This is a genomic window from Pseudomonas sp. ANT_H4, assembly GCF_008369295.1.
Classification (GTDB): domain Bacteria; phylum Pseudomonadota; class Gammaproteobacteria; order Pseudomonadales; family Pseudomonadaceae; genus Aquipseudomonas.
Genome location: NZ_VOBG01000009.1, coordinates 92,333 through 106,463 on the forward strand (window position 1 = coordinate 92,333; position 14,131 = coordinate 106,463).

Genomic DNA, 14,131 nt, shown 5'->3' on the forward strand with positions numbered 1-14,131 from the left:
TAACGCTCAGGTTAAGGGGCTGGCTTTAGCCGGCCCCAGTGGGCAAAGCGAACGATTTAAGTGCTGTAATTGACTCTCCTGCGCCACACTTATTCGCACCTCTTGCGTGTGACACGAGGTCTGGAGGGTAGCAGCGATGATCAAGCGAATTACAGTTGATTTGGCCAAGTCCGTTTACCAAATTGCTGGGAGCGAGTGTCTGGGTCTGTGTCGGTCAGGTGAGTCAGCGGAAGCGGCTGAGCCGAACGGTGTTTGGACAATATGTACATGATCAGTCCGAGTCGGTAGTGGGTAATGGAAGCCTGCAACACGGCGCATTACCGGGCCCGCGTAGCGAAATCACTCGGGGATCAAGTGCTCCTGCTGCATGCGAGTTATGTAACCCTGTCGGCGGTGTAACAAGGCCGATTGAAACGACTGGCGTACGTGGATCTACCCGAACGGCGAGGAACGTCACTCGCAACAGATAACCGTCGCGGTTGATGCCGAGCAGTTTCTACAAATGTGGAAGAGCACCAAGGAGCGTGGCTGATGTTAACGATCAATATTGAGTCACACAGGCACTCAGTGTCTCCCGTCTGCTGCTGATGCTCAGCCTCTCGGACAGCCAAGCCGATGAAGCAGATCATCGGGGCGCACTATTGGTTTCTGGGCTTCCATCGACGGATACGTTGATTACATAGCAGACGTGGAAAGCCCGAAACACCCCTGTACTAAATGGAAAGTTTGCTCCGCCGCGTCTCCTGAAGGATGAGTACCCAGCCGTAAATCACAGGCAATACCAAAAGCGAGAGAATAGTTGCGCTGATCATGCCCCCGATCATGGGCGCTGCAATGCGTTTCATGACATCCGAGCCCGTTCCTTCCCCCCACATGATCGGTACCAGGCCAGCGATCACGGCTACCGCCGTCATGGCAATGGGGCGCACGCGTTGCGTGGTACCGAGAGAAACGGCACTCATGATTTCGGCGGCACTTAAATACCCACTACCTTCAGCACGAAGCTTGGCGATGGCCTGATCGATAAAAGTCATCACCAACACACCGATTTCAGCGGAAACACCGGCCAGCGCAATGAAGCCTACCGCCACCGTTATCGACATGTTGTAGCCGAGCAGCCAGACCATCCAGAATCCGCCGATCAAGGCAAATGGAATGGATAGCATCACCACGGTAGGCGCCGTCAAGTTGCGGAAATTGAAGTAGAGCAGCAGGAAAATGGTTAACAGGGTGAGCGGGACAACTACTTTTAAGCGAGCGTTAGCACGCTCCATGTATTCGAATTGGCCTGACCAGACCAAGGAGTATCCAGCCGGTATGTTGATCGTGCTTTCCACCTGCTTTTTCGCAGCAACCACATAGCCGCCGATGTCGCTGGTCTTGATGTCCACATAAACCCAAGCATTGGGGGTGGCGTTTTCCGTTTTCACCGAGGGAGGGCCGCGCTTAAGACTCAGTTCTGCTACCAAGGAAAGGGGGATCTGCGCTCCTGTCGGGGTGGCAATCAGCACCCGTTTCAAAGCTTCCATGTTATCGCGCAACTCGCGCGGATATCGCAAGTTAACGGGGTAGCGCTCCAGTCCTTCGACGGTTTCGGTCACGTTCATACCGCCAATGGCAGATTGCACCACATCCTGCACATCGCCCACGGTCAGACCGTAGCGGGCAGCCACTTCGCGCTTGATATCAAAGTCTAGATAGTACCCACCAGCAGCTTTATCGGCGAATGCCGACAATGTATCTGGCAACTTTTTCAAGGTTCTCTCGATCTCACCGGCGACCTTCTCCAATACATTTAGATCGGGGCCGGAGACCTTGACCCCGATTGGTGTTTTGATGCCGGTAGAGAGCATGTCGCTACGGGTTTTGATCGGGTAAGTCCAAGCATTTGCTACACCGGGAAAGTTGATCGCCTTGTCCATTTCCTGCATCAACTCTTTTGTAGTTTTTTCAGGATTTGGCCACAGCGACTTTTCTTTCAGGCGGATGGTTGTTTCCATCATAGCTAAGGGGGCTGGATCGGTAGCGTTTTGTGCTCGACCAATTTTTCCGAACACATGGTGAACTTCGGGGAAGGTCGCCAGGATCTTGTCGGTCTGTTGCAACAGTTCCTTTGCCTTGGTGATGGAAATGCCGGGATAAGTGCTCGGCATGTACAATACATCGCCCTCATCCAGTGGTGGCATGAACTCCGATCCCGTTTTCATAACCGGATAAATTGTCGCCGCCAACATCAGCAGTGCAAGCAAGACCGTCATTGCACGCCAGCGAATGGCAAATCCTAGCAGCGGGCCGTGCAAGCGTTTCAGCCCGATATTGATCAGATTCCGATCTTCACTTGGGATTTTCCCGCGAATCAGCAGCCCCATCAATACCGGCACCAGAGTGACAGCCAGCAACGCTGCTGCGGCCATGGAATAGGTTTTGGTAAAGGCCAATGGTGAGAACAATCGCCCTTCCTGCGCCTGCAGGGTGAATACCGGCAGAAACGACACGGTAATAATCAACAGCGAGAAGAACAGGGCGGGGCCGACTTCTTTGGACGCTGTAGCGATCGCCGTCCATCTTGCGCCGGGGTTGTTGCCCGCTTCGCCGAGATGCTCAAGATGCTTGTGAGCGTTCTCAATCATAACGATCGCACCATCAATCATCGCGCCAATGGCAATGGCGATACCACCCAGCGACATGATGTTGGCGGACAAACCCTGCCAACGCATGACTATGAATGCGATCAAAATGCCGACTGGCAGGGTAATAATGGCCACCAGCGCGCTTCTGGCGTGCATCAAAAAGACGAGGCAGATCACTGCGACAACGATGAATTCCTCGATTAACTTATCTTTGAGGTTGTCCACCGCACGTTCTATCAAGTCACCGCGATCATATACGGAAACAATCTCGACACCTTCGGGCAGCCCTTTCTTGAGTGTGTCCAGTTTCTCGCGCACAGCCTTAATAGTGGCTAAGGCGTTCTCGCCATAACGCATAATAACGATGCCGCCGGCTACTTCGCCGTCGCCATTGAGTTCAACCAGGCCCCGGCGCAGTTCGGGACCGATATGAATGTTTGCCACTTGCTTCAGATAAATCGGCGTGCCACTTGTATCCACGCCGACGGGTATTACTTCCAGGTCGTGCAGGCTCTTGATGTAGCCGCGTGCGCGAACCATATATTCAGTTTCGCCCATTTCTACTAGACGACCGCCCACATCATTGTTACTGCGCTGAATCGCCTGCTTAACCTTTGCGAGAGGAATGTTGTAGGCCCGCAGTGCGTCCGGCTTGACTTCGACTTGATACTGCTTGACATATCCACCGATGGAAGCGACTTCGGAGACGCCTTCCACAGTCTGTAGCGGATAACGCAAATACCAGTCCTGGATGGAGCGCAGTTGAGATAAATCATGTCGGCCCGATTTATCCACCAGTGCGTATTCGTAGACCCAGCCGACACCGGTAGCATCTGGCCCCAACTTGGGAGCCACATTGGCGGGCAGGCGATCAGCGGCGTAGTTAAGATATTCGAGCACACGGGTGCGGGCCCAATACATGTCGGTGCCGTCTTCGAAAATTACATAGACCATGGAAAAACCAAAAAACGAATAGCCACGCACTACTTTGGTTTTCGGTACGGACAGCATCGCCGTGGTCAGCGGGTAGGTCACCTGATCTTCCACTACCTGTGGTGCCTGGCCGGGGAAGCCGGTAAAGACGATGACCTGCACATCAGAAAGATCGGGAATGGCATCCAGTGGCGTGGATCTCATCGCCTGGTAACCGGCGAACGTTATCAGTAGCATTGCAATAAGAACCATGAAGCGGTTCTTGATCGATGCATCAATCAGCGCATGTATCATTGCTGATCACCCATGTCCTGATGGTTAGGCATATCCATGCCGTCCATATTCTGATGATTAGGCATGTCTGTGCTGCTGGCGGGCTGATGGGTTTCCATCGGTGCAGTTTCCGGCTGTATTTGTCCTGTCTCTTTCCCGTTGGTTGTGGACGGCTGATTCGGACTGCTCACTTCCATCATTTTTGCCGTCGCTTCCTTGAGTTTGGATTCGGAATCCAATAGGAACACGCTGGACGTCACCACGATCTCACCGGCCTGTAGGCCGCTGACAATCTGCGTATTGCCAGCAACCGAAACCCCGACAGTGACTTTGCGCGGCGAGAATTGGCCAGGGGCACGCTGAATGAATACCTGCTCCTGTGTGCCTGTCCGTACGATGGCTTCGGAAGGCACCACCACAGCGTCTATCTGCTTATCCGCTTGAATATCGACATCGGCGAACATGTCCGGCTTCAGGGCAAGATTCTGATTGTCAAACTCTAGACGGACTTTGATAGTGCGCGTTTTGGCTTCTAGATAAGGGTAGATAAAGCTCACCTTGCCAGTGAAAGTGCGCCCAGGTATGCCAGCTACCTGCATCTTTGCAGTGTCGCCCTCACGCACCCATGGAATATCGTCCTCATAGATATCCACCAGCACCCATACTCTGGACAGATCGGCAATCATGTACAGTTCTGTTTCAGGGCTGATGCGCTCACCCTCGCGTGCACCGATGTTCATCACGATGCCATTAAAGGGTGATTGGATATGCATACCTTTCATGACCTTACGCTGGGCTTTGATTTGATTGATCTGATGCTCTGGAACATCGAGAAGTTGCAAACGCTCCTTTGCAGAGCGCAAAAGGCTATTCGCGCCGTCCCGTACATCGGCAAAAGGACTTTTGCCTAATGTGACCACGCTGTTTAACGCAAGTAGATACTCTTCCTGTGTGGCGACCAGTTGCGGTGAATAAATCGATAGCAACATGGTGCCTTTTTTTACCGGCTCACCGACTTTGTTGATGAACAGTTTTTCGACCCATCCATCATATTTCGGATGAAGACGCGCTATCCTTTGTTCGTCATAGGTTACTCGTCCAATTGTGCGAATACTGCGCGACAACGTCTCGCGTGTGACCTCCGCGGTTCTCACGCCAATGTTCTGTACCACTGTTGGATCTATCTTTACGGTCCCTACGGGCGCGCTGTTCCCGAGATTTTCTTCCGGGTACACGGGAACATAATCCATACCCATTTGGTCCTTAGTCGGGACGGGGGATGTAATGTTTGGGTTCATTGGGCTTCGATAGAATAGGGCTTTGCGCTCGTTGGACTGAGCGTCTTGTGCATAGACAGGAACATAATCCATGCCCATCTCATCCGTAGCCGGCAGCGGAGAAGTAATAGTAGGATTCATTGGGTTACGATAAAAAAGCACTTTGTGTTCAGCGCTGCTCGGTTGCGCTGTTGTTGCATCAGGTGTTTTATTGAAGGCCGCCCAATAACCAGCGCCACCACCGATTAACAAGGCTGCGACTGCCGTTGCGATGATGCTCTTACTCATGAGGGCTCTCCTTATAATTATTTATAGTGATACCGCGCTGCATCGACTTGGGAATAGTCGTTCCGACAGCCGCTTCCAGCCTTGCCCATGCTTGCCAACCCGAAGTTAGTGCTTTCCAGTACTGCGTTTCATAGTTGTAGAGTGTGATTTGGGCGCGAATGAGATTTAAGAAGTCCATTTTACTGACTTGGTAAGCGGCAAGCATCGATGCGGTTGTTTGTTGTGCCTGAGGAATGATGCCGGTCTTGAATAATGACGCCTGCTCATGACTGCCGCGGTATTCGGCCAGCGCCTGTTCAATTTCCACATCCACTTGTAAGGTGCGATCTTGCAGTTCATATTCTTCTTTAATGACCTCGACGTTCCGCTGCGCCAGTGCCCGGTCCTGCTTGGTATCTGTAAAAATAGGCAGAGTCATGCTTAACATAACGCTGGCCATATCCGCGCGCTGACTACCATCTTGGTTAATACCGTCACGAAAGCCATAAGCTGCACCCAGCTTGAAATCTGGGTAATAATCTTTATGTGCCAACGCCACACGACTGCGCGAAGCCTCTATCGCACTGCGCTGAGCAGAAAGCACGGGGCGAGTATCCAGCGCTACCTGACGAAATGACGCAATATCTGGAATGACTGGCAGACGTTCATCGACCTGCGTTGGCAAAATAACCTGGGACGCTGCCGGGCGATCAAGTAAGGCGTTCAGCATCGCGGCCTGTGTTTGCCGCGTTGCTCTCAAGCTGATTTCGATATCCAGCAGTTTGGACAGTTCTACCTGTGCAAGCAAAACATCCGCCTGCAAACCTTTGCCTGTTTTATATTTGACTTCGGCAATTTTAATAAGCTGCCGCAGCAGCACCTGATTGCGCTTCACAATGGAGATGGCACGATCCAGAAAAGCTAAATTCCACCAATTTAACTGTACGTTTTTGGTTAGTACTAGACGCTTTTCGTCAACATCAAATGCTGCGGCCTTGGCGATAAAGCTAGCCGCCTGCTCACGCAGCGCTAATTTTCCGGGAAAAGGCAATTCAAAGCTGATGCCTATCTGGGTCTGCGTCATGCCCTCCTGCGAGAATGAATACGTATCAACCGGAACATTCAGTGCATTTAAAGACAGCATGGGGTCCGGTAGTGTTCCTACCTGAGAAGGTACTTCAGCTAGCGCCAGTGCTAGCGCATTGATCTTTTCTAAATTTGGGTTGCTTGCTAGGGCAACCGTCAGCGCCTGCTCGAGGGTAAGCGGCCCAGTGATCTTTGTATTTATCTGAACTGAGCTACTGCCGTTAAGGGTCGGTAACGAGAGGTCTGCTGGCTCTGCCAGAGACACCAGCGGAAAACCGGCTACTGCAAGGCAGAGCAAAGCAGTAATTCTTGTGACGCCCGTGTTTATCATTACTAGCCCCTGAGTTGGAATATGTAAATACCGATTTCGCTGGTTGATACCACTTTCTGAAATAATTTCTTTGGTCATTAATGATGAACTGTAAATATGAAGCTGAAAAATATATCTCTGCAGTAAAAGTACTGCTTTATGGGAGTATGAAGGTAGTCAATCAAAAAAACACAAAGCTTACAGAAATGTAATCTGCGTGTTAGCAGGCTGAAATAAATGATTGAGACGCGCCTTATGTTGATCTAGATCAATTTACAGGCATCTATAATGTGCTAAGTCAATCATTACCATCGCTGCGAGTGACCCATTCGAAATGGACTTCTTTGATGAAGCTAAAACAACTCCCCGCTCAAAAAACTATTAAATTGCAAGTCGATATGACATCGATGAATGCGATCGATCGGAAAGTTTCTGATTCAGGCTGGTCGTTAGCTGTACGGTTTTTAAGGTGGCGAAACACGGGTTGCACATATTTTGCAGTTGGTGTGACTTGAGGGACTCATGCCTAGCATTACAGAAATGAAATTATTGCTTAAGTAAGCTGTAAGGCAGTATGATTTAAAGTGAAGACATAGGCACGTAGTTGAATCGCCCCCGATTCCCTAGACACTTGGCTCAATAAATACCGCTTTTCAAACTCTACAGGGAATAGTGTAGGGGCCGGAAAATTGATATGGCTTGCTGGTTAGAGCTGATACGCTGTGCGGTGCTAGATCGACTGCTTCCCGAGATGAAACTGCCATACTTAAGCTTTCTTTTGGTGAGGGTGACGTTATGGACACACCTGATAGCTGGCGAGTTGTCTGCCAAGATCCAGGAGACGGCAGCGGAGACGTTATCGTTGAGCTTCCATCCGAGCTACTTGAGAAGCTTGGTTGGACTTTGGGAGATGAACTGGCAATTGAGAAGGGGGAGGATGGCATTTCCCTAAAGCTCAAACAGCGAGCAGTGAACGCCCCCTCCTAGGGCGGACTGCTGGCTGCATCCGCTTTCGGCCTGGTGGCGGTAGTTCAGGTTATGTAATGACTCTCGCCTCTGCCCTGATAGTCGCTGCTGAAGCGAGATGAATTTTGCGTTGCATGAGTCATGTATACCGAAATTAGCCAAGTTTTCTTATTTTCATAAACTCGCTAATTTCAGTAGAGATACAGGCTGTCGCCTGCCTCCTGAACAGCGTGTGCGAGCGCCTCTACAGCCCAGTAAGCACGCTGAAACTCGATATGGTATTTGAACACCATCTACCCCATCTCGGGCTAAATCACGGCACCTGCCAAAGTTCATTGGTCGATTCCGTTCTTTCACTATGGGCCGCTACCGACCAGGTGATCGGTCTGCCTCCAGAGGTCGGCACTGCGGGCATTGCGCCTATCTGAGTATTTGTGACAGCATCGCCCGATTAACCTCAAGAGCTTCCTGCTATCGCAATGGGACAATCAATCTCTCATAGGCGCGGGCGTAGGCTTGCCAGTGGCTGAGATGAGGCGGTAGTCTACCATTACACAAGGATAGTTTTGGTTATGTCGTACATTAACTCGCCCAGCGATCAGCAAGCTGCAATCAGCGACGTCGACGAGACGGTGCTTCGGGCAGCAGTACACAAGTGCCTAGATGAAGAGCGCGTAGGGCCGATTCATGACCTTGGTCTCAGTAACTGTGGGCCCTACGTGGCTACCAAGCTCCATGGATTCCAACAAGCTATCGCTGAGTACAGCAAGGCCAAGGCCCATGCGAAGCGCGAACTCACTCGGCAAGATGCGCTGCATGCTGGCAGTGACCTCATTCACGCCGTGCAACAAATGAAAGGGCGGCTCGAAACTGAGCGCCAAGAGGTGGAGCTGTTCTTCATTGATGATCAGATCAGGCCGCCTTTCCATCTCAGCAAGCGGCTATCAGTGCAAGTGCCGTTCCGCTGGCGAGCGTCACCGTCTGCGGACTGGAAGCACGGGCAACTGACTTTCGTCTACGATTTTTCCCCTCAGCCCAGCTATGCCCTGCTGCTGCCCAAGCGCAAACCCAGCGCCGCCAAGATCGTGAGGGGTCTCAAAGATCGACTGTACGAAGAATGTGCAGGCGCTCTTCTCTATGAGGGAGTTCTTCCGTACGGGCGGCGACGGTGATGCTGTGCCTGAGGTGTTCGAGGTTAGGCCTAGCGTCTATGGCGGAGGCCTGAATAACTTCAGCTGCAATTTTTGGCAGCCAGAGAGGTCGGCCCCATAAATTCGAGCTAGCCATCAGCCTCGATGCCGATGGCTGGTGTAAACGATCGTCCGCTCACCTGCGCAGACGTTCCCCAGCATCGTGAACCGCACACCATCACGATGACGTCGAGCCTGCGTTGACTCAAGGCCAAGGCGTTGATCGTAGCGGGGCGATGCCATTGATCATTTCAGGAGTGGGTGATGGAAAAGGAACAGTCGGCTGCCAAGATCGCTGGCCCTAAGCCGCAAGACTTCCTGCGAGCGAGACGTCCGGAGCAGTTCTCGGACTCTGTAAAGCTACAAGAATCGACCATCGACCGCTCCATGCTGGAGTACCACTTCGAGACTCTGAACAATCGAAGCCAAGAGCTTCAGTTCGAGATATTCATACGGAAGCTTTGCGAGCGAGAAATCTGCCCCAACCTGGTTCCCCAGACCGGGCCAACAGCAGGTGGCGACGGCAAAACCGACACAGAAACTTACCCTGTCGCCAACCAGATCGCCTTCTTCTGGGGGCTAAACGAGGCCCCGGAGTCCGAGCGATGGGCATTCGGTGTCAGTACTCAGAAAGATTGGAGGGCGAAATGCAGAAAGGATGTCGAGAGCATCATGTCGACAGGTCGTGGCTACGTCCAAATCTTCTGTGTCACCAGTCGTTTCATCAAAAACAGCTCCAGAGCAGAGCTCCAAGACGAGCTTTCCGAAAAGTATGACGTCAAGGTCACTATCCTCGATCGAACATGGCTGCTTGATAAAACGCTGCAGCCCAAGAATCAGCACCTTGCTATTGATCACCTAGGACTTACAGGCAGCATTGAGAGCAAAATTCAGATCGGCCCATTCGACGCTGACAAGCAGATCCAACTAGCAGAGATCGAACGCCAGATCGACCAAGTTGAAGATCCAGGCCGTTTGACCATCTCCCAGGTCGACCTCTACACCAAGCGTGCCATCATGTACAAAGAGCTTGAGCGGGATGCCACTGCTGTACAGCATCAGTTCGATATCGCCGTACGGACAGCGAAAAAATTTGGCACCCCGAGACAGCATTTTGATGCCCTTTATCAGCTGACATGGGCCGCGTACTGGTGGCTGGGAAATGCCGAACTCTTTGAGGAAACCTTTGAGAAGGCACTTGGCGTGGCCCAAGAGACCGACAACGTTGAGGTATGGGAGAAAGTCGTAACGTTGTTCAATCTAGTGGTCACCACTCATCGAGACGGCAAGTGCACCCTCGATGTGGTTTCCCTGGAGGCTACCATTCGAGAGAAGTTGAACTCGATAGCCGAAGACGCGGATATGATTAGCGGCGCATTGCAAGCCAAGACTTCTTTGGCGCTTTTAGACCTGTTGACGGCTGAAAGTGAGGATCAAGTCAACACTACCTTTAACACCCTGAGCACTATAGTCGACAGCGCCCATAAGCTGATTGGTTATCCTATGGCTGGCCTCGTCAATTTGTTGGAAGCTCTCGATATGGCCTTTGGAGATCTCAAGGCCTACGAGGATCTGATGGATAAGGTCATTGACGATGCCGGTGCACGGGAAAACAGCCGGATAAAGGCAGATAAGTACCTGAGGCGCGGAGCGCTGAGCAGCGACAAAAAGGATTACTACAGGGCGATCAAGTGCTTCGGATTGTCCCTCTATGGGCTGTATAGCAGTGAAAGCAAGGGGGAAATGTTCTCTGCCCTTTATATGCTGTCCCATGCGTACGAGAAACAGGGGCTGCTCTGGGCTGCGCGAGGAGCAGCTATGATGGCAGCTTACCTTGTTACCGCTGATGCGTTGAAGGAACAAAGAAGCAGTGACAAGCAAGCCGCTATTTACCAACGACTCATGTGGATTGAAGGTCAGCTAGGTCGCTTGGGCCAGTCGCTGACTTGGTATCACCTGGCTCACCTCATCTCGCCAATGCTGGATGAAAAGCTTTGGACAGATAGTCAAAAGATCAATTATGAATGTTTGATTGGTAAGCTATTTCTCAATGCCGATTTTTCAGATATTGAGAGACTGGCGTGGCTGCCGGATAAATTGAATCAAATGGATCTAGGGCTCAGTGCTGACGCGCTATTGGTTTGCTTGGGCCATGAAGATAAAGCGGGGCCTGAGGGTGAGCCAATTGACCTTCAATTTATGAACATGTGGCGCAGCATTGATATGGGAGCCCCGGTGGCTCCGCTCGACCTCTATCTAGACCGCTGGACGACCATAAGCTCCTACATTCTGGGTTGTAAGGTATCTATTTCCTTCCCAGTGAAGTCCCCCTGCATTGAGCTGGCGCAGCAATTGCTGGCTGTACTGGAAAGCTTCTGCGCACCGATGATGTCAGACCATGCAGCGGCTACATTGCCTGCCGTGAATATTGATATCTCATTGGAAGATGAGGATGACTTCATGCTCCAGCACAGATTCGATACCGCTGCACAGGTGACTTCTGCTGAGATCCTCTGCTCGCCATTCAGTGTCGCGAATTTAACTGATGAGCAAAGAAGTTCGATCCAGCAATTTTATAGTGAATTCTGTCTTCACTTTGTCTCCATTATTTGCCCGCAAATTGGCTGGTCGAAACTGGAGGAAATGCTTCGAGACGATAAAGCCCTAGAGCGCGCAGTTATCTTTAATTGCAATATAGGCTTAGACGGCTATTTCATGGGGCGTGGTGCTGTTCCAGGGATTGCGTCTCATCAGGATGCGTCCCTCGAATTGCACAAGCCAACTCGGCGCGTGACTTGGTTTGAATATAACAACATTGAACCTATGGATTGGCGCCCTAAATCGAATGTGCGCGAGGAGCGTCCAAAACATCCGTTTCAGTTTTCAACAATAAAACATAGAGAGCTTAAAGTCGTTTCTCTCATTCAGGCGAGTCTGTGGGATCAAGCCGGCTGGAAGGGCTTAGGCTTTCAAACATGCGAAGGGGAAATTCCTTTGTTGATATTTGGCTTCGAGCACCTCGCTGTTGGGACTAAAATATTCGAGAATATCGCAATAACTATCGGGGATAAGGATCCCAGTAACACTTTGCGCATCGCATTGATACTCGCTATTAGCAGGCAGAATCCTGCGCATTATCGTGTGGCTGTTACAAGCAATATGGATCGGTCTGATGATGGGGTTTCGAAAGTCCAAACGGCTCTTTCTAGAATTCATACTATGATGCCAAACTCTTCTGTAAATATTGACAGATTTTTGAAAGATTACGAGGTGCACAAAAAGTGTCATGTTGCTACGGTGAATGCAGAAGGGAAGATGGTTAACCATTTATTAACTTCTGGGGTTGTTGTCATGCATGCCTGGGAGATCGGTGAAAACGACCAGGAGATTTCGGCTATCAAGCCTAACGACGATATCCTTATTCCGGTAGGCATGGAAAATCCTCCAATCAGCCGTGCGTTGGCGAAGATTCGTTCATTTGAAGCCAGATAAGGGTTGGTCACCTGCCCCAGGCGTCCCATCAACGGCGCCTGGGGAGCTTTGTGCATTTGCGACGAACGACGCATTCGGCTGCAGTCAGATTGGTCCGAGCATCCGCTTCTGGCTGAAAAGCGGCCAGCTGTTATGAGGGCTGACGGTGCTGATCACGTTGGCGAGGCTGTATCTGCGCCCGGTCGTAATTTAAGTATGCTGCAGAGTCTGACATGCAGCTTGCCTTGGACTTCTCTGATGCCACTATTGCGCTGTGGTTGTGTAATCGTCGCGCCTGTCATAACGGCAGCCTCTCGGATGCAAAGATATTCTTGATTCCACAGCAGATTTTAGGCTAAGGATAGATGAGGTATTGATGAAGGAATACGCTGAGTTTGAGATCCAACAGGCGCTGCACTACGTATGTTCCGCAGATAACCCGAAGGAAGCGCTGGAACGCTTTCAGGATCATGTTGAGCTGCTAGGTGAATGGCGCATCATGTACGCGGCGGCTGAAGCCGGTGGGCCCTTTGACTTGGCTCGGGAGCAGTTTTCCAAAAAAGGTTTCGTTTCGACCATGCTGCGCGGTAGGTCTGTTTGGATTCTGGACAAAGCCTTCGCTTTGTCCAGAACACAGGTGAACTACATGCTGGGTGGCTCGCTTTTTCTGGATTCGAATGCGGCCAGCTACATTCGCAAACTGTCGTATGCGGAGCGTATTTCTCCTGAACTCGACGCTGTGCGCGCGGACCTGCAACGGACGTTCTCCGTGGATGATCTCGCGAGGCTGAATTCATACATATACCTGGGTGAAGCGCAGAAAAAGTGGTCACCCGAAACCCGGCAGTTTTGCAAAGAAACGGTTGCTGCTGTGCACGCGCTGTCGCTCGATGAAGCCCCATTGAGTGAGGGGTGGGGAGAGCGGTTTCGCACCCTTTACCAAGAGCATGCCGAGGCGTTCGCCGAGGAATGGATCGACGGATTTTCGCGCAGTCTGGAGGCTGGGTTGAGCGTCGCCATTGCCCAGCAGGCTGCGGCCGCCGAATGCATGATTCTACGTGCCAAGATTATCGAGTGCAGCTCTTCAGCGTCACCGGAGGCGAAAATGGAGGCGCTACTCAGCTTCATGCACGATGAGCTGCGTATCTTCATGATGCGTGAGCTGATTGTATGTGCCGATATTCTCTTCCATACCAAGAGAACAAAGCTTTCCGAGAAACTAAACTCGGTGCTGGACAAAAAAGACCCACTCCGCATCATCAATAACTGCGCCTGGGACTTGTACATACTGAGGATCATCGAGTCGCTGTCCAATCCTCAGCACTTAGATGGTGTAGATTTCTGTCTGGATTACTTGATCACCTTTGATGAGGATTTGGTGGATGTTATTTGCCTGACTGAGTTGCGCGCAGTGGCGGTTCATCTCGGTTCACATCGAGCGTACCCATTCTTTAATAACGACTTGACTGGCTGGCTGGTTTGATCGGGCACAAGCGTATGGCGGGTTTTTCAGGGAGCTTGCAGGAAGAAGCCTTTAAGCAGCGCGCGGACCATAGAAGTCTGGAGAACGTGCAGAGAATTCTGGCGGAGGATCGTCTTCGGTTACTGCAGTTGGCCAATAGGTAGGTCTCAAGCTATGCCGCAATGATGATATTTGATATGTAGTTATAGCGCTCATAGAACGGGTAATGATCGTCAGATAAAGCGGAATCACAGGCTATGCATTCA

At 51.3% G+C, this 14,131-nt stretch carries 7 protein-coding genes and 1 pseudogene; 5 read left to right on the forward strand and 3 right to left on the reverse strand.

The genetic code is table 11. The annotated features are described in order from the left end of the window. Nucleotides 1-139: 139 nt before the first annotated feature. A pseudogene (locus FQ182_RS30265) lies at nucleotides 140-409 on the forward strand (IS110 family transposase); the annotation flags it as partial. 304 nt (nucleotides 410-713) lie between these two features. On the opposite strand, the gene FQ182_RS13995 reads toward FQ182_RS30265, so the two are convergent. From FQ182_RS13995 to FQ182_RS14005, 3 genes are read right to left on the reverse strand one after another with little or no spacing between them, the layout of a single operon-like run. Continuing rightward, the gene (locus FQ182_RS13995) at nucleotides 714-3,857 is read right to left on the reverse strand and encodes an efflux RND transporter permease subunit (protein WP_149493999.1); all 3,144 of its coding nucleotides are present in this window, start codon (nucleotides 3,855-3,857) and stop codon (nucleotides 714-716) included. Next, entirely contained in the window at nucleotides 3,854-5,401 is a 1,548-nt protein-coding gene (locus tag FQ182_RS14000; protein ID WP_149415235.1) for an efflux RND transporter periplasmic adaptor subunit, read from the reverse strand. The genes FQ182_RS13995 and FQ182_RS14000 overlap by 4 nt, the downstream gene beginning before the upstream one ends. Next, entirely contained in the window at nucleotides 5,394-6,875 is a 1,482-nt protein-coding gene (locus FQ182_RS14005) for a TolC family protein (protein ID WP_218575095.1), read from the reverse strand. The genes FQ182_RS14000 and FQ182_RS14005 overlap by 8 nt, the downstream gene beginning before the upstream one ends. A gap of 696 nt (nucleotides 6,876-7,571) precedes the next feature. On the opposite strand from FQ182_RS14005, the gene FQ182_RS30270 reads away from it, so the two are divergent. The 4 genes from FQ182_RS30270 (at nucleotide 7,572) to FQ182_RS14025 (ending at nucleotide 13,886) form a co-directional block, all read left to right on the forward strand. After that, nucleotides 7,572-7,763, forward strand: coding sequence for an AbrB/MazE/SpoVT family DNA-binding domain-containing protein (locus FQ182_RS30270; RefSeq protein WP_149415236.1), 192 nt, complete (start codon nucleotides 7,572-7,574; stop codon nucleotides 7,761-7,763). Nucleotides 7,764-8,314: 551 nt separating this feature from the next. Then, on the forward strand, nucleotides 8,315-8,914 hold the full coding sequence (locus tag FQ182_RS14015; protein ID WP_256666410.1) for a hypothetical protein: 600 nt from the start codon (nucleotides 8,315-8,317) through the stop codon (nucleotides 8,912-8,914). A gap of 282 nt (nucleotides 8,915-9,196) precedes the next feature. Continuing rightward, the gene (locus tag FQ182_RS14020; RefSeq protein ID WP_149494000.1) at nucleotides 9,197-12,424 is read left to right on the forward strand and encodes a hypothetical protein; all 3,228 of its coding nucleotides are present in this window, start codon (nucleotides 9,197-9,199) and stop codon (nucleotides 12,422-12,424) included. 355 nt (nucleotides 12,425-12,779) lie between these two features. Beyond that, nucleotides 12,780-13,886 carry a hypothetical protein gene (locus tag FQ182_RS14025; protein WP_149415238.1) on the forward strand — a complete coding sequence of 369 codons (1,107 nt, stop codon included), beginning with the start codon at nucleotides 12,780-12,782 and terminating at the stop codon, nucleotides 13,884-13,886. Nucleotides 13,887-14,131: the final 245 nt, after the last annotated feature.